This is a genomic window from Bradyrhizobium sp. Bra64 (assembly GCF_024519875.1).
GTDB lineage: Bacteria > Pseudomonadota > Alphaproteobacteria > Rhizobiales > Xanthobacteraceae > Bradyrhizobium > Bradyrhizobium japonicum_G.
Map to the genome: position 1 here is coordinate 16,472 of NZ_JALJRD010000008.1, position 17,222 is coordinate 33,693.

Here is a 17,222-nt window from a genome sequence, read left to right on the forward strand (position 1 = left end):
GAGACCGTCAGCCATGACGCACTCTAGGATACGGCTCGGAACGCAGTGTGCCCGCTACTGAAAAGCCTTATCATTCGGCTTCTCAAATGCCTCGCGAAGCTGCTCGGACATCGGGAAGTTCAAGTTGATAGCCTTGGGCGGAATCGGAGACATGAACCATTTCTTGTAGAGTTCGCTCGCCCCGCCGGACTTCATGAACGCGACGAGCGTTTCATCGACAAGCGCCTTGAAATCCGGATCATCCTTGCGCAGGACGAGCGCATAGGCTTCGAACGATTGGGGTTGTCCGACGATCTCGTAGTCCTTGGCATCCGGCGATTTTGCCATCTGGCCGTAAAGGAGCGCGTCATCCATGAAGAGAGCGGCCGCGCGACCGGTTTGCAGCGTCAAGAATGATTCAGCATGATCCTTCGCGCTGATGATGCTCATCTTCAGATTATTCTTGTTATTTACCTCACGAAGGATCTGCTCCGGGGTCGTGCCCGCTATGGTGACGACGTTCTTCCCGGCAACGTCGGCGAACTCCTTGATACCTGCGCTCTTCTTCACGAGCATCCGTGTACCGATGACGAATGTCGTATCGGAAAAAGCAACTTGCTTTTGCCGGGTCGTATTGTTGGTCGTTGAGCCGCACTCCAGGTCAATCGTGCCGTTGATGATCAGCGGGATACGGCTCAAAGGCGTGGTGGTCACCTCCTTCACCGCAAGATCTGGCAGGTTCAGTTTCTGTTTGAGCGCCGTGACGACAAGTCCGCAAAGTTCTCTGGAATAGCCGATCACCTGTTGGTCATTGTCGAGATACGAGAACGGGACGGCAGAGTCCCGAACCCCGAGCGTGATGACGCCGTTTGCCTTGACCTTTGCCAAAGTGCCTCCTTCCTGACCAAACGCAGGCGAACCGACTAACAGGGCACCGAGCATCAGCGAATTAGCCCACTTTGACATATCGTCCTCCTCTTTGAAGAATCTGCACACCGGCGGACGCAAGCAGCGAAATGACGAGATACACGCTGCCTGCAAAAAGGATCATTTCGACCGTGTTCCCGTCGCGATCGGCGATGTTTTTCGCCGACCGGAAGAAATCAGCGAGGCCGATGACGTAGACGAGGGACGTGTCCTGGAAGAGGACGATGCCCTGCGTCAGGAGCGCGGGAACCGTGGCGCGCAAGGCCTGAGGAAGCACGATCAGCCGCATCGCCATCAGATACGGCATACCCAATGCATTGGCCGCGCTCATCTGGCCCCGCGACACGGCCTGAATCCCCGCGCGGATGATCTCGGAGTAGTAGGCAGCCTCGAACAGGGAAAATGCCACCATCGCCGAGACCAAACGAATGTCGGTGCGCGGCGACACGCCAAACAGGTTCTGGATGAGCTGTGGCACCATCAGGAAGAACCAGAGCAGCACCATGATCAAGGGAATGGAACGGAGGAGCATCACGTACCCTTGCGCGAACAGCGCAAAGGGTCTGAAAGAAGACAGGCGCATGACCGCGAGAATCGCGCCCCAGACGATGCCGAAGACGACCGCTATAGCGGTGATCTTCAGGCTCGTGACCATACCTGCCGCAAGAGAGGGGAGTGAGTTCGTGATATCCGACAACAAGTCGATAGCGGTCATGACTTGCCCCCGATATAGCCAGGCAAACGTACCGACACTTCAACCTGACGCATGATCAAAACGACGATCACGTTGATCAAGATGTACACTGCCGTGGCCACCGCGAAAGACTCGTAAGGGTGAGCCGTGTAATCAACAAGCTGCTGCGCTTGAGCCGAGAGCTCCAATAGACCGATCGTCGAGGCCACGGCCGAATTCTTGAACACGTTGATCATTTCGGAGGTCAACGGGGGAATTGCGACACGGAAAGCGACGGGAAGCAGAACGTACCGGTAGGCTTGAGGCAGCGTCAGCCCCAATGCGAGAGCCGCGGATCGTTGTCCCTTGGGCAGCGTCTCGATGCCGGAGCGGATCAGTTCACACACGCGTGCACCCATATACAGGCCCAGGCAGAGCACTGCGGATGTCATCATCTGGGTTGAAGCGGGAAGCTGCTTGAACCAGGTCCCCATACCGGATGGCAGCAGTTCGGGGAGCACGAAGTACCAGGCGAACAGCTGAACGATCACCGGGATATTTCGGAATATGCCGACATAGGTCGTTCCCAATGCCGCAAGCCACCGGTTTGGGGCCGTGCGGAGCACGCCCATCACCACTCCGACCGCGAATGCGATCAGGCTTGCTGAAAGCGCCAGAACGACCGTGTTGTACAATCCGGCAAGCAGCCACCCCAGATAATTCGTGGGCTCTCCGGTCGACACGGGCTGCAGAAACACGCCCCAGTCCCAGGAATAATTCTTGAACATACGTTGTCTGTTCCTTCGGTCCTGGCCAGCGACAACGTTTAATGTTGGAGAATTCGAGAGAGAAACTGCTTCGCGCGGTCTGTTCGCGCCTCGATATTCCCAAAAAATTCGGCTTTCGAGGTGTCCTCGATGATCCTACCCGCATCCATGAAGATCACGCGATCCGCCACCTTTCGCGCAAAACCCATTTCGTGAGTGACACACATCATCGTGGTGCCCTCTCCCGCGAGCTGGACCATGACGTCCAGAACCTCGCTGACCATTTCCGGATCGAGAGCCGACGTCGGCTCGTCGAACAGCATGCAGATCGGATCCATGCAGAGTGCCCGGGCTATCGCAGCACGCTGCTGCTGTCCGCCCGAGAGTTGAGCTGGATACTTCGCCGCCTGATCCTTCAGACCCACACGGTCCAGATACGTCCGTCCCTTGTCCTCGGCCTCGTTCCGCTTTCGGCCCAAGACCTTGATTTGTGCGATCGTCAGGTTCTCGATGATCGACAAATGCGGGAAAAGTTCGAAATTCTGAAACACCATGCCCACCTTCGACCGAAGCTGGGAAAGATTGGTCTTCGGAGAGCACACGGATATTCCGTTGACTCTGATGTCGCCCTCATTGATCGGTTCAAGGCCATTGATCGTCTTGATCAGGGTAGACTTGCCCGATCCGGACGGTCCGCAAACCACCACGACCTCTCCCTTGGCAACTTCGGTGCTGCAGTCCGTCAGGACATGGAACGTCCCGTACTGCTTGGACACGTTGTTGATCTCGATCATGAGAAAGCCCCTTCGAAAGGCTTGGCGCGATCTGCCAAACAGATAGCGCGTGACAAATGATTTCGCCGGCCGGACATCAATTGCGACCCGTTTCGCGCTGATATCTGGCCTCGTTCTCTGCGTTCAGCGGATAGAGCCCGGTGAGCGGATGACCATTGCGCACTTCGCGAAGGATCCACGTCTCGAGATCCTCCTGCTCGGCGGCGATAGAAGCGACGTCCTCAGCCATGGCGACGGGGATGACGATTGCGCCATCATCGTCTGCCACGATGATATCTCCCGGGAAGACGGCCACTCCGCCACACGAGATTGGCTGCTCCCAGCCGGCGAAGGCCAATTGTGCGACGGCGGGCGGGGCAGCAATTCCGTTGCACCAGGTTGGCAATTCGCTCGCGATAATGCCCGCACGATCGCGGACGACACCATCGCTGACGAGACCGTTGACGCCGCGAGCGTGCATGCGCGCGCATAGGATATCCCCGAATATCCCCGCGTCAGTCGTCCCCAATGCATCGGCGACCGCGACGCAGCCTGGTGGCATAGCCTCGACGGCGGCGCGGGTCGAAACAGGCGAAGACCACGCAGCCGGGGTGTTGATGTCCTCACGCCCTGCGATAAACCGCAGCGTGAATGCCGGCCCCACGATCTTGGGTTGGCCATGTAATAGCGGCGCAGTACCCCGGATCCAGACGTTTCGTACACCCTTCTTGAAGAGGACGGTCGTCAAGGTCGCAGTGGTCGCCCGCGCGAGGTTGGACATTACCTGATTATTTGTCGTCATCTCGCCACACCCTTTAAACGCCCATGCCCTTTCAAACGCCGGGGATCACCGACGCCGAACAATCGAGCCTGGGACATAGAAAGCCTGAGCGCTGGCGAGGAAGGCGAAGACATCCGCACTCGGATCTGAACGCCTCGTCGGTTTCCTCTTTGCGCTAAATTTAGTGTAGCGACGGAATTAAATTCCTCAATGGAATTATTTTTGACAAATTGACGAACAAATGGAATGTATTCAGGGGCTGCGCGATACCGCGATCAGGCGTTGTCAAGAACCGGCAACACGCCAAGGTCGAACTTTGGCATGAGGCTGCGTGTCATCGTCAGTTCGCCGCGCTCACGCGATAAGATCGAATCACGCTACTTTCGCCTGCTTCTACCAGGCGACGATCAAGACGTGCCAAGAGACGTGACAGCTCGGCGTGATCGTCTCGATCGAGCGACGGTCCTGGTGCTCTTGTGGCAGCTGACGCGATCAGGCCGCGACGGCGGAAGATTTCCTTCCGAATTGCGAGGCCAACGCCGACCTGCCACTCATGGCGGATGAGCGGTAGAAAGATATCGTAGAGGTCCTCAGCTCCTTCAGCGTGTCCGGCGAAGAACCGGTCACATATCTCAACCAGAATCTCCGGAAAGGCCACGCCGGTGTTGGCCCCATCCGCGCCTCGCGCGAGCTCCTGAGGCAGATGCAAGCCGCTGTTACCGACGAGGATTGACACTCGGCGACGTCCGCCACGTTCTTCTTGCGCGCGCATCTTTGTGATCTTGCGGAGCGCCGAACCCTCTTCGTGCTTCAATATCTGAATATTCGGTACGCGCTCTATGATGCGACCAAGCGTATCCGCGGAGATGTATACTCCCGTGCTCTGCGGATAGTCCTGCAACGCGATTGGCACGTGTTCGCCGATCCGAGCGGAAATCGCTTCGAAGAATGCAAGCACTTGGTCTTCGGACTTCAGCGAGGACGCCGGTGCCACCATGATGCCGGAGGCTCCTTCGCCCATCATCGCCTCGGTAAAGGAAGTAAACTCGTTAAACCCTGCTTGTGAGACGCCGGTGATCACCTGGGCCCGACCGTCGAGGCGACGAACCACGCGCCTGACCAGATCGATGGATTCTTCTTTCGACAGCTTGGTCGCTTCGCCCATGAGGCCCAGCAAGGTAATGCCGGGCACGCCGATCTCCAGAAAGAAGTCGACGAGTCGGTCCATGCTCGCAAAATCGATCGCGCCATTGTCCAGAAATGGCGTCACCGAGATCGGGTAAAGCCCGCGCGCCGTGGTGCTGATGAGGTTCGTCATGTTCTCGTTCTCGCGTAAGGGTTCTTGAATGGCGGCGGCTAATGATTGGCGGGCCTGACGGGTACCGTTATCGAACCCCGAAGATAAAATCTGCATGCACCCGAGAGCCGAACGCGATCTTGGTGGATTGAACACTCGATCTGCCCTTCTCGCGTTGAGAGCTGCCGGGCATGCAGCGTGGCCTTGCCGAGACGCTGGCCCCAGAATGGTGCCAGGGTGCAGTGTGAGGTTCCCGTGACGGGGTCCTCCGGAACGCCCTTGGCTGGCGCAAAATATCTGGACACGAAGTCGCAGGCGTCGCCGGGTGCGGTGACGATGAGCCCTGGCAGCCGCAGGTCTGAGACCGAAGGCATATCCGGCGCTACCGCGCGGACAGCGGCTTCGTCGTTCAGGACGCATACGTAGCGATCCACGCTCTCGTAGATTTCGCTGATGCGAGCCCTCAGCGCAGTCTCGAACTCGCATTTTGATATGGATGTCGGCACAGTCGGTCTTGCCGGAAAGTCCAGAACGTAATCGCTTTCGCGTATGTGAACGTAGAGCGGCCCACTTGCCGTCGCCAACTCCACGACGGATCCCGTCTGTGCAAGCCCGAGTGCCTGGTGCATGACGGCGACGGCGGCCAGGGTTGCATGGCCGCAAAGGGGAACTTCCTGGGCCGGAGTAAACCAGCGCAGAGGGACCGGATGCTCGCTGGGGCGCATGAATGCGGTTTCGGATAGATTGTTTTCGGCGGCGATGGCCTGAAGAATATCGTCCGGAAGCCAGGAGTCGGTAATGGCAACAACGGCGGCAGGATTTCCTCCAAAGACGACCGAAGAAAAGGCGTCGACCTGCCAGATCGGAAGAGTTATTTCATCACTCATGAACTTGCCGTTTGCTTCGTCCGTTTTGCGGATGTCTATTTGCGCAGCGCGGCTTCGAAATGCCCTGCGCTCGGGATGCTGTCACTTAGCTCGGCAGCAATGGCAGCAAGTCGTTCCTCCGAAACTTTGCGGTGCCCCAGTGTTTTCAGCTTCTTCAACAACTGCGCGTCTGTGAAAGGCCGACCAGGATCCCCGTCGGCAGTGTCCCTCTGCTCTTCGTATCTCTTGCCGTTGCGCGTATCGATCTGAACCGTCGTCGGTGTGGTCGACGGATAAAGTGCATCAAGCATTGGATCATGCTCCAGGACCACCCGCTCTGCGAGAGCCGTCACGTCGGCGCTCGCAAGAGTCCGGGTCGACAGTGGAAGCAACGCGTCGGCGCCTTTGACGAGCGCCACCGCGATTGCAAACGGCAGGCTGAACTGGGCCGACTCGAACGAGGTCGGCTGCGCTTCATTCGGCAGCTCGATCGTCGTGCGGAACGTGCGTACCGTGATGCGGTCGATGTCCTCGACCGCCAGCCGCTCGCGTGCCGCGATCGCCATTGCGGCGTCAATTGGCGCATGCGCCAGCCGGCAACACGTGTAGCGCTTGAAGTACGTTCTCTGGAACGCGAACGCATCCGGTGACTTGGGAGAAATCCGGCTAGTGTCGAAAATGCCGACACTCTCGACAGCATCCGGATCTCCTTGATAGCCCAGTTCGGCCAGGAGCGCCGAAGCGATGCCGGACAGGAGGCCGAAGGGGACGCCTTCTTTGATATGGCCCGTCATTTTTTTCCGGACACCGGCCGCGGCGACCAGCGGCGCGGCGTGGACCGAAAGAGAAATGGCATTCGCGAGCTTCTCCTTATCGAATCCGAGACAGATGCCGGTGGCAACCGCGACCCCAACTCCTGCCCAGCGACCTGATGCAAAAAACGCCGGCGACTCTGCCGCCCCGAGCCGTCCGCCAATCTCGCAACCGGCGAGGATCGCATGCGCGAAAGTGTCCGCGGACACATCGTTAAGCGAGCCAAAAACGGATGCCGCCGGCACGACGGCGGCGCCGAGGTGGCCGCGAGCCGCGCGGTTGCCATCATCGATATCCAGCGATGACATCGCGGACGAGTTGACGAATGCGGCCCCGATCGGGGTCACATTGGCGGCACTAGAGAACCACGGAGCCACGTATCCCGAACCGAAACCTCGTACGGCACATTTCGTCGCGATGTTCGCGGCCGGGGAGTCGTATCCTGCAATGGCGGCGGCTGCGGCGTCGATGAGGCACTGCTTGAGCAGCGCGCGGTTGGCGGCGACTTCCGACCCCAGCTGCAATGCAAGAGCGGCGAGATCGTAGGAAAGCTCGTTCTTCATTATACCAGCTCAATAGTCCGATCGAGGCGTCTGCTATCCAGGAACAATTCGGATGGCACGCGCAGGCGGGGTGGCATTGCCATCCAAGGGCGGGCGCAATCCGGCTGCGTTCGTCCACTTCTCATCTGCCGAGGACAACGTCAGTGGGCGCGGATGTCCGCAACGAACTTTTGAGCCCGGGGATGACGTGGCGTGGCAAAAAACTCCGAAGGCGTGGTGCTCTCCAGAACTTCTCCGTCCGCGATGAACCAGACACGGTTCGCCACGTCGCGCGCGAATCCCATCTCGTGCGTCACGCAAATCATGGTCATGCCATCGCTCGCGAGCCGCTTCATCACCTGAAGCACCTCGCCGACCATCTCAGGATCGAGCGCACTCGTCGGTTCGTCGAACAACATGACGGGGGGATCCATGGCCAAGGCGCGTGCAATCGCCACTCGCTGCTGTTGGCCGCCCGAGAGCTGACCGGGAAACGCATCTGCCTTGCTCTTTAATCCAACCTTGTCGAGCAATTCCATGGCTCGATCGTGAGCCTCGCTCTTCTTGAAGCCGCGGACTGTGATCGGCGCCAGGGCAACGTTGTCCTTGGCGCTGAGATGCGGAAAAAGGTTGAACTGCTGGAAGACGAAGCCTATCCCGCTCCGCAGCCGATTGACGGACGTCTTGCGATCATTAACGTCGGTTTCGCCAACGATGATCTGTCCCTTATTGATCGGTTCGAGCCGATTAATGGTGCGAATGAGCGTCGATTTCCCTGATCCCGACGGCCCGCAGATTACAACGACTTCGCCACGTTCAACGCGCCCATTAACGTCGTTGAGAACCCGATGTGATCCATACCACTTACTGACGTTGATGAACTCGATCATGACGGCACTCGCGCGAGGGAGGAATTCTCGGGGATTGGTTGACTTGTCAATCTCGACCGCTTCCGCAGCACGCGACTTTCGACAACGCGCGAAAGGCAGCTCAGCGAATAGCACAGGATGAAATAGATCGCGGCTAGAATGAAATAGACTTCAAATGGACGCGTCAGCAACTGAGCATTGATGCTGTTCGCGGAGAACGTCACTTCCTGAGCGCCGATGATATAGGCCAATGACGTGTTCTTCACGATCAGCACGAACTGGTTCATCATGCTTGGCAGGCAGTTGAACAGGGCTTGGGGCAGGATCACCTTGCGAAGCGTCGCCGGGTAGCTCATCCCCAGGGAGCGTGACGCGTCCGTCTGCCCTTTTGGAAGTGCCTCGAGCGCCGCGCGAATTGCTTCGCCAAGATATGCGCCCTCGTAGGCCACCAGCGCGCAGATCACCGTGACCTCCGGTGAACTCGTTACACCGGTCACCAGCGGCAACACGAAGAAACCCCAGAAGATGATGAGCAGGAGCGGAATCCCGCGAACCGCCGTGACGTAAACGGCCGCGGCCCGTCGAATTCCGTGGACGGGACTGGTACGCGCAACAGCGACCCCCACGGCCACCGGGAACGCAAGCAAGAGCGCGGCGATAGACATCAACAGCGTTAGAGCCAGACCTCCCAGCGGGCCATCCGGATATTGGCCCACGAGCAGCAGCAGACCGTATTGTGAGAGTATTTCTGTCATGGACCCACAATCACCGTGTGAAGCGCGCCGACTGCTGTAGGCGACTTCCGATCGCCATCAGCGTCAGTGTGCACGCGAGATAGATGAGCGTTGGCGTGAGGTAGGCTGGGAATGTCGCGTAGGTCTCGCCGTCGAGCTGCCGAGCGACATACATGAGTTCCTTGACCCCGATGGCCAAGGCGAGACTCGTGGTCTTCAGCAACCCGAGTGCCTGGCTGACTAGCGCGGGAGCCGCCCCGCGTACGGCCTGGGACACCACCACCCAGCGCATCGCCTTCAGGTAGCTCATGCCAAGTGCGCGTGCGGCCTCCATCTGACCGGGCGGAACAGCACGAATTCCGCTTCGCAGGTCTTCGGAAATGTATGCCGCAGCGTTCAGCGAAAGAGCGACGACGGCAAAGAAGAACGCGCTGAGATGGGCATTTGCGAAGGCGTGCCACGATTGCGGAAGGATCTGTGGCACGCCAAAATACCAGACAAAGATCTGGACGATGCTCGGTACGTTTCGATGGTATTCCACAAACGCCCCGACGGCCGCAGACGGAAGCCAACCGGACATCCGTATCACGACCAGCAGGGCGCCAAGCGCGTAGGCGGCGATCGCTGAAGCAACGAACAGCTCGAGCGTTGTCAAGGTGCCGCGCAGGAACAAGAGCTGGACATCAGGATCAGCGAGCACCGCAAGCGAATGAAAGTTCATGATCGTCGATCTCGCTGCTGCACGGTTGGAGTGTCGACCTATTCGAACTCTGAGGCCGGTGTGACCTTTTTCTCCCGTGCGAGCTGGTACTCGTTCGATTGGCCATACCAGCGATCCCAGATCGTTTGCAGGCGGCCGGAGCTCTCGAGCTTGTCGAGAGCGGTATTGACTGCCGCAAGGAGGGCGGGCTCACCCTTCTTTACGCCGACGCAGTCGTGCTCCCAGAAAAGCGCTTCATCGAGGAACACGGTTTGCCCGCTCGAGCGGTTATGAAATCCAACCGCTGCGCTCTTGACCATGGCCATGCCCTGCACCTTGTCTTGCGCAAGTGCCAGGTAGGATGACGGACCATTGTCGAAGCTGACCACCTCGCTGTTTGTCAGCTTTTGCCGCGCAAACACTTCCGACGTCGACCCTCTATTGGCGCTAACCTTCTTTCCCGCCAAATCGGCAAAGCTCTTGATGCCGGAGTCTTTCTTTACAAGCACGGAAACCGGAACGTTCATATAGGCGGAGGAGAAGTCGATCTGCTTGGCCCGAACTGGAGTATAGGCCAGGGACGCCGTCATGACATCGATGCGCCCTGTCTCAAGAGAGGGAACGCGCGCATCGACGGAGACGGTCTTGAGATCCAGCTTCACACCGAGGTCTTCTGCGATGGCTGCACAGACATCGACGTCAAGCCCGACGATACTGCGGGTCTTCGCATCCTGGTATCCGAGCGGGACCAGATCCCCAAAGACGCCGCACGTCAGAACGCCCCGCGATTTGATATCAGCGAGCTGATCGGACCAGGCTGCCGAAGCGCAAAACGTGATTCCGAGAACTACGAGCGCTGCTCTTTTCATACGTATGTCTTCCCCTGAACGACACGACAAAAGACGATTGCGAAAGACTTGAGGTAACTCGCCTTGCTCTGCCTTACCTGCCCGCTTCAAGCATCGGTCCAATTGAACGACGCGCACGCTGCGCAACCGCCGGAACTACCGGTGGAGCTCGTCAAACCGACCGCATTGCAGCCGCGGCGTGCTCGGAAAAAGATCGGCGGCACACCCTGCTCGTCATCCCGCCATGTCCTTCAAACACTGGGAATCAGGCCGCCGTCGACGCGAACAGTCGAGCCCGTGACATAAGAGGCCTGCGCGCTGGCGAGGAAGGCAATGACATCCGCATATTCTTCCGGCCTGCCGTATCGGCCGAGCGGAATGCTTGCGGTGCTCTCGGCGGCGACCTGGTCAACCGGCCTCCCCTCACGCTTCGCTTTTTCGGCGTCCAGGAACTGAATGCGATCGGTGGCAATTCGTCCTGGAACGACAACGTTCACCGTTATCCCATCTCGCGCGACTTCACGAGCGAGGGTTTTGGACCAGCCCACAAGCGCGCTGCGTAGCGTGTTCGACACACCGAGGTTGGGGATAGGTGCAATCACGCCGGACGAAGCGCTTGTGATCACGCGGCCCCAGCGCTTGGCTCTCATTCCTTCGAGCACACGATCCGTGATCGCGATCACGGGTTGGACCATCTTCTTAAAGTTGGCTGCCCAAACGGTGGCGTCGATGCCCGACACTGGAGAGGGCGGCGGCCCGCCGGTGTTGTTGATCAGGATGTCTACCGGTCCGACTTGCTTGGCGACCAACTCAAGGTTCGCCTGGATGATCGACAGGTCAGAGATATCCCAAACGATCGGCAGGGCTGACACGTCCTTGGTGCGAAGACGCTGAGCCACGGCGTTCAATCCATCGCCGTTGATATCAGCAATCGCCACCTGACATCCTTCGCGCCCCAGTGCAAGCGCAATGGAGGAGCCGAGACCACCGGCGCCGCCGAACACCAACGCTGTCTTTCCTTTGATCTGAAGATCCATCGGGCCGCCTCATTGCGCTTCGTTTACTGTAACCGTCGAATTAAATTCCTCAATGGAATTAATTTTGATCTATAAATGAATATAAGGAATGTTTTGACGTAGACGACCGGCGGCACTCGCCAGCGATCGGCCGGCCCACGCAGCGACGCGTCTCACCAAAGTTTGGCATGTTGCGGATATCGACAGGACGACCAGTTTGGTGTCCTACGAGGCACGCTGGCCTCACCGTCTTTTATGGTCGGAGTTGGAGACGATCGGAATGCTTTGTTGTTTGCCGATCACGCAAGTCGAGTGCTGGGCTATTGAAGAGCAGCGCAAGCAGCCAATACGCGGCGACACGCCTCTTCGATGACATTCATCGAGGTCGCGAAGGAGATCCGAAACGACGGCGACAACCCATAGGCGGCGCCCTGTACTGTTGCGACTTTGTACTCGTTCAGAAGGTAAAGAACGAAGTCGGTGTCAGTCTCGATACGCTTGCCGCCTGGCGTTGTCTTTCCAATATGCGCTGCGCACGAAGGATAGACGTAAAATGCGCCTGCCGGTTTCGCGCAGGATAGGCCTTCCCGACCATCCAACTGACCGACGATATAGTCACGTCGACGCTGAAACTCACGACGCCATTCGCCAAAGAACTCCATCGAGCCTTTGAGTGCAGCCAAAGCTGCGGCTTGACTGACGGACGCGGGATTGCCGCTCGTCTGCGACTGCAGCTTCTCCATGGCTTTGATCAAAGGTTGCGGACCCGCGCCATAGCCGAGCCGCCAGCCCGTCATCGAGAAAGACTTCGAGACCCCGTTGATCGTCAATGTTCGCTCAGAGAGACTGGGATTGACTGCCGCGAATGATGCATAGGGCAAATCGTCATAGATCAAATGTTCGTAGATCTCGTCAGTTAGTACGTAGAGATTGGGATGCCGGGCCACGACCTCGCCGATTTGCTGGAGCTCGGCACTTGAAAACGTCGCGCCACTCGGATTGTTCGGCGAATTCAGAACCAGCCATTTCGAACGGGGCGTGATCACCGATTGCAGCTGCTCGGCGGTCATCTTGAACTCTTGCGAAGCCGGGGCGACAACGAACACGGGCTTGCCGCCGTTGAATTGCACGATGTCGGGATAGGAAACCCAGTACGGAGCGGGGATGATAACCTCGTCCCCCTCGTCCACCGAGCAGGCGAATGCGTTGAAGATCACCTGCTTTGCGCCGGCACCCACGGAGATCTGGTCAGGCCTATAAGTAAGTCCGTTCTCGCGGCGGAATTTTTCGCAGATCGCTTCCTTGAGCGCCCGCGTCCCATCGACCGCCGTATATTTCGTCTCGCCGGCCAAAAGCGCTTGATAGGCGGAATCAATGATCGGACGCGGTGTCGCGAAGTCCGGCTCGCCTGCGGCCATGTTGCAGATGTCCTGGCCGGCGGCGATCAGTTCCTTTGCGCGGCTCATCGCCATCACACTTGGTGAAGGCTGTATCAGGTCTACTCGCCTGGCCAGCAATTGCATTTCGGCACCCGATCCCACTCACGATGGGAGTCGCGTTTTGAAAACGTTGCGTCTCTCATCCTTGCCTACAGGTGCCGAGCGTTACGATTACGGTCAATGGAATAGTTTACGACTCAAGATGTCGCAAATTTCATGAGAAGCGGTGAATCAATTTCCGGCTTCGTCATCGCGCTGCGAAGTACCACGGAACAGACCGGGAGAACTCACAACAGTCCGAAGCGAGCGAGGCCAGGATCCGGAGAAACTCGTCGCTCTTCGACTTCTTGTAGATCATCACGTACGGAATACGTGGCAACGCCGGCCGCGTCCGCAAGATTCTCAGCTGGCCAGACGCAATCAGATAGTCGAACACCTTCCGCGGTAGATAGCTGATTCCCAAACCCGACAACGTCAGCGATGACAAAGCCGTCAGGCTACTACTGGACAGCGTGTTGTCGAAGGCGATGTGCTTGTCTGCCAGCCACTGCGATATGAGGTCGCCAAGACCGGACGACGCCTGCTGCTGGACGATGATCGTGTGACTGGACAAGCTCGCGAGTGGCAGCTCGGCCGCATCGTCGAAATAAGCGGGACTACACATCCAGGCATATTCTACGGAATCGAGAGGCACGATTTCGAAAGACGGCTCTCGAAAGGCATCCGGAACGACGACGGCATCGAGTTCATCAGCCTTGAGCTTTTCGATGAGCTCCACGCTTGCGTCGACGACCGGTTCCAGCGCTAAAGTCGGATAGCTTCCACGAAGACGATGGATCAAATTCGGCAGCCACGTCATGGCGGTGAGTTCGGTCACGCCAAACCGAAGGCTGCGCGGCGATTGGTCCAGCGACGACCTGAAATCCATCATCCGATCGCGGAGCGCCAGCATGTCACGCGTCAGCACCATCAGCTTCTCGCCCTGCGGCGTGATCTGAACCCGTCGTTTAGACCGGTCGAACAATGCAATGTTCAAAATCGCCTCAAGCTCTTGCACGCGTTTGGAAATCGCCGACTGCGTCGCATTCAGCCTTTGCGCCGCTTCATCGAGCCCCCCAAGTTCCGCAACCCAGTAAAATCCCTCCAGTTGCTTCAGCGTAATCATCATTCGTCCTCTCAATTGAGACTCCGATGATAGATCGCTTTTGTTCTCGAATGCGAATAGTTTCAGTCGCTCAGGGAATGACGATACCCAACCGATTCGACATCCTCGGCCGGGTCCGTCACCTCATTCGAACTCCAGGATCGTTTCGATTTCGACGCAGTTGCCGCGCGGCAAGGAGTGCATACCGACGGCCGACCGCGCATGCAATGCGACGTCCCTGCCGAACACCTCGTCGAGAAGGTCCGACGCGCCGTTGATCACTTCGGGCTGCTGAACGAAGTCGGCGACGCAGTTGACCATCCCCAACAGTTTGATAAAGCGCTTGACCCGATTCAGATTGCCGATATTTGCCTTGATTGTCCCGAGGCTGTTGATCATTGCAACCCGCGCGGCGCGATAGCCATCCTCCACGGACACCTCGCGACCGAGCTTGCCCATGAATTGAGGAACGCCGGCTGAATCCGGGAGGTGTCCGGCCAGGTACAGGACATTCTCCGTCGAACGCGCACGGGCATAGTTGCCGGCCGGCGGAACGGACGCCGGAAGCTCGATCTTGAGCTTGGCAAGCACAAGCTCCGGATCCAACGTCCTGATATCGGTCGACAGCGCGCTCATTTGCACAACTCCTCACTTTTCGCGGTCAGCGCCGGCGCAATCTCTTCGTTTCCCAGCCCGTATTTGGCGACGATGGCGCGATGGTCCTCCGAGCCTAGGAACCTCGCCAGCTCTGCGTTGAAACGGGCAATGAAGGCTCCGCTCGCCTGGTTGAACGAGAATGCGCCGAAGCCGGCCTTCGGGCGGCCGTTCTCCATGGGCGGCTCGAACGGCTGCGCGAGCGCCAGATCCGCATCCTTCAGTGAAGCAAGCAGCGCGCGGTGCCCAAGCGCCGTATTCGGATAGGCATCGACGCGCCCGGCCTTGATCGCAGCAATGATCTCCTCCTGGGCGCCGAACTCGACGATCCGCTCAGCCGGCACACCTGCCGCCTTCGCGCTTCCAACCTGCACGGTGCCTTTGACGACGCCAAGCCGCGCGTCGGACGCTGCCACCGACGCATAGCTGGAGATGCGTTTTGGATTGCCAGCGCGAACGATCATGCCGTCAACCAACGCCCAGATTGGATTCGAGTAGGCAACCGTCTTGCAGCGCTCCGGCGTGACAAACAGCGCCGTATTCATCGTCCAGCGGCCGGCAGCCACGCCTGGAAGGAGTTCGGCGAACTCCACCTTCTTCAACTCGATGTCCTTGACGCCCATTCTCGCCAGCACCGCCTTGGCGAGATCGACGTCCGAACCCGCTGGTTGACCGTTGATCGTCGCGGCAAATGGAGGTTCTTCGATATACGCCAGGACGGTCTTCTCCTGCGCTTTTGATGGCTGCGCAAGGAGCAGCGCCATCGCAGCAGCGGCCGGAATTAGGTATGTCGTTTTCATTGTCTATCCCTCCCTCGAGGACTCGGCGTCCTCCAGGCGACTATGATGGTGACCGCGGCATCGGGAATAGACAGCTCACGCGCTCGCGGCGTTCTGCATTTCAGAACACTCGCAGGTCATGCGTAGTTGATGACGAGATGTTTGATATCGGTCATGTCGTCCATCGCGAATACTGTTCCTTCGCGACCGATTCCGGATTCCTTCCAGCCGCCGAACGGCATGTTGTCCAACCGGTAGATCGGCACGTCGTTGATCATCAGGCCACCGACATCCCATTCCTCGATTGCCGAGAACGCGCGCTTGAGGTCGCGGGTGAACATCCCCCCTTGCAAACCATAGCGAGTCGCGTTCGCGCGTCGGACCGCATCCTCGAACTCGTTGAACGGATTTACGGTCAGGACGGGGCCGAAGACCTCTTCGTCCTCGATCTTCATCCCACTCTTCGTTCCTGCCATGACCGTCGGCTCCACGACCGCTCGCTCGCGCTTTCCGCCGACGAGGATCTTGGCTCCGGCCGCACTCGCCTCGTCGATCCAGCTTGCGATGCGCTTCGCCGATCCTTCGTCGATGACCGGACCAACATCCACGCCTTCCTGCATGGGATCACCGACCTTGCAGGCCCGGACCTTGCTTGTCAGCTTCTCCACGAACTCGTCGTGAATCTTGCGTTCGACGAGAATACGCTGGACGCCGATGCAATACTGGCCGCCGTAGACGACGCCGCCCCGGACGCATCTTGCAGCCGCGAGGTCCAGGTCTGCGTCCGCGCAGACAATGACGGCAGCGTTTCCACCGAGCTCAAGCGCGACCTTCTTCTTGCCAGCGATTGACTTGATGTGCCAACCGACCTTGGCCGACCCTGTGAACGTAACCATTGCGAAGCGGTCATCCCGAACCATCTGCTCCGCGAGCGGCACGCTGCAATGAACGACCGAAAGCGCCCCTTTGGGAAGGCCGGCCTCGGTCAGCACCTCTGCAAGCAGCAGCGACGTCAACGGAGTCTGCGGCGCAGGCTTCAGCACGACCGAATTACCAACCGCAAGCGCCGGCGCAACCTTGTGCAGAACGAGGTTGAGCGGAAAATTGAACGGTGCGATCGCGAGAATCGGCCCGATCGGAAAGCGCCGCGCGATACCGATGCGCCGCCGAATTGAGGCGAGTTGCTCGAAATCCGCGTTGGCCAGATCGAGCGGAGCGCCGTCGGCCGTCGTGGTCTGGTACTCGTAGACACCGGCATCCATGTCGAGCGGGATTTCATGCCCGCCATACCGCCGCGCTTCGGCCGCCGCATTGGTCAGGTTGAAGATCGAGCGGGCCACCTCTCCCCGGGCATCATAGAGAGGTTTGCCGGCTTCGGCGGCGATCGTGCTGACGAACTCGTTGCGTCTCGCCTTCATGATCTCGGCCGCCCGCGCGAGAATGTCAGCGCGAGCGAAGCGAGGCAGCCTTCGCATGACCTGAAAGGCACTCTCGGCGGCATTGATGGCTGCTTCCACCACTGCCGCGTCCGCTATGGGCATTTGACCGACCGGGGACCCGTCAAAAGGAGAGCGAATGATGTCGAATTGCATGGCGTTCATGTCCTTGATCCCGGTTTTGG

At 58.8% G+C, this 17,222-nt stretch carries 18 protein-coding genes; all 18 read right to left on the reverse strand.

What is annotated here, in order from left to right; all coding sequences use genetic code 11:
• Positions 1–54: 54 nt before the first annotated feature.
• The 18 genes from NR187_RS22440 to NR187_RS22525 all read right to left on the reverse strand — a co-directional run bounded on the left by NR187_RS22440 (position 55) and on the right by NR187_RS22525 (position 17,193).
• Positions 55–945, reverse strand: coding sequence for a transporter substrate-binding domain-containing protein (locus tag NR187_RS22440; RefSeq protein ID WP_256807651.1), 891 nt, complete (start codon positions 943–945; stop codon positions 55–57).
• Entirely contained in the window at positions 929–1,621 is a 693-nt protein-coding gene (gene gltK, locus NR187_RS22445) for a glutamate/aspartate ABC transporter permease GltK (protein ID WP_256807652.1), read from the reverse strand. Before gltK ends, NR187_RS22440 begins: the two co-directional genes overlap by 17 nt.
• Positions 1,618–2,367, reverse strand: a complete 750-nt coding sequence (locus NR187_RS22450) for an amino acid ABC transporter permease (protein WP_256807653.1) — start codon at positions 2,365–2,367, stop codon at positions 1,618–1,620. The genes gltK and NR187_RS22450 overlap by 4 nt, the downstream gene beginning before the upstream one ends.
• Positions 2,368–2,405: 38 nt before the next feature.
• Complete coding sequence (locus NR187_RS22455; protein WP_256807654.1) at positions 2,406–3,140, reverse strand: amino acid ABC transporter ATP-binding protein; 735 nt, start codon at positions 3,138–3,140, stop codon at positions 2,406–2,408.
• Between the two features lie 76 nt (positions 3,141–3,216).
• Positions 3,217–3,921 carry a ribonuclease activity regulator RraA gene (locus NR187_RS22460; RefSeq protein WP_256807655.1) on the reverse strand — a complete coding sequence of 235 codons (705 nt, stop codon included), beginning with the start codon at positions 3,919–3,921 and terminating at the stop codon, positions 3,217–3,219.
• A 319-nt stretch (positions 3,922–4,240) separates the two neighbouring features.
• A complete protein-coding gene (locus NR187_RS22465) occupies positions 4,241–5,218 on the reverse strand; it encodes a dihydrodipicolinate synthase family protein (protein ID WP_256807656.1) in 978 nt (325 codons plus the stop codon).
• A gap of 38 nt (positions 5,219–5,256) precedes the next feature.
• Positions 5,257–6,084: a PhzF family phenazine biosynthesis protein gene (locus NR187_RS22470; RefSeq protein WP_256807657.1), complete on the reverse strand. Its 828-nt coding sequence runs from the start codon at positions 6,082–6,084 to the stop codon at positions 5,257–5,259.
• A gap of 35 nt (positions 6,085–6,119) precedes the next feature.
• Complete coding sequence (locus NR187_RS22475) at positions 6,120–7,439, reverse strand: MmgE/PrpD family protein (RefSeq protein WP_256807658.1); 1,320 nt, start codon at positions 7,437–7,439, stop codon at positions 6,120–6,122.
• Between the two features lie 140 nt (positions 7,440–7,579).
• Positions 7,580–8,308 carry an amino acid ABC transporter ATP-binding protein gene (locus tag NR187_RS22480; protein WP_256807659.1) on the reverse strand — a complete coding sequence of 243 codons (729 nt, stop codon included), beginning with the start codon at positions 8,306–8,308 and terminating at the stop codon, positions 7,580–7,582.
• Entirely contained in the window at positions 8,305–9,042 is a 738-nt protein-coding gene (locus NR187_RS22485; protein WP_256807660.1) for an amino acid ABC transporter permease, read from the reverse strand. The genes NR187_RS22480 and NR187_RS22485 overlap by 4 nt, the downstream gene beginning before the upstream one ends.
• A 10-nt stretch (positions 9,043–9,052) precedes the next feature.
• Positions 9,053–9,742 (reverse strand): amino acid ABC transporter permease, encoded by a 690-nt coding sequence (locus tag NR187_RS22490; protein ID WP_256807661.1) that lies wholly within the window; start codon positions 9,740–9,742, stop codon positions 9,053–9,055.
• 38 nt (positions 9,743–9,780) lie between these two features.
• Entirely contained in the window at positions 9,781–10,590 is an 810-nt protein-coding gene (locus NR187_RS22495; protein WP_256807662.1) for a transporter substrate-binding domain-containing protein, read from the reverse strand.
• Between the two features lie 230 nt (positions 10,591–10,820).
• Positions 10,821–11,606, reverse strand: coding sequence for an SDR family oxidoreductase (locus tag NR187_RS22500; RefSeq protein WP_256807663.1), 786 nt, complete (start codon positions 11,604–11,606; stop codon positions 10,821–10,823).
• A gap of 299 nt (positions 11,607–11,905) precedes the next feature.
• A complete protein-coding gene (locus NR187_RS22505) occupies positions 11,906–13,108 on the reverse strand; it encodes a pyridoxal phosphate-dependent aminotransferase (RefSeq protein WP_256807664.1) in 1,203 nt (400 codons plus the stop codon).
• Between the two features lie 163 nt (positions 13,109–13,271).
• Positions 13,272–14,192, reverse strand: coding sequence for a LysR family transcriptional regulator (locus NR187_RS22510; protein ID WP_256807665.1), 921 nt, complete (start codon positions 14,190–14,192; stop codon positions 13,272–13,274).
• Between the two features lie 120 nt (positions 14,193–14,312).
• Positions 14,313–14,804: a RidA family protein gene (locus tag NR187_RS22515; RefSeq protein WP_256807666.1), complete on the reverse strand. Its 492-nt coding sequence runs from the start codon at positions 14,802–14,804 to the stop codon at positions 14,313–14,315.
• Positions 14,801–15,622, reverse strand: a complete 822-nt coding sequence (locus NR187_RS22520) for a transporter substrate-binding domain-containing protein (RefSeq protein WP_256807667.1) — start codon at positions 15,620–15,622, stop codon at positions 14,801–14,803. The genes NR187_RS22515 and NR187_RS22520 overlap by 4 nt, the downstream gene beginning before the upstream one ends.
• Positions 15,623–15,738: 116 nt before the next feature.
• On the reverse strand, positions 15,739–17,193 hold the full coding sequence (locus NR187_RS22525) for an aldehyde dehydrogenase family protein (protein ID WP_256807668.1): 1,455 nt from the start codon (positions 17,191–17,193) through the stop codon (positions 15,739–15,741).
• Between the last annotated feature and the right edge of the window lie 29 nt (positions 17,194–17,222).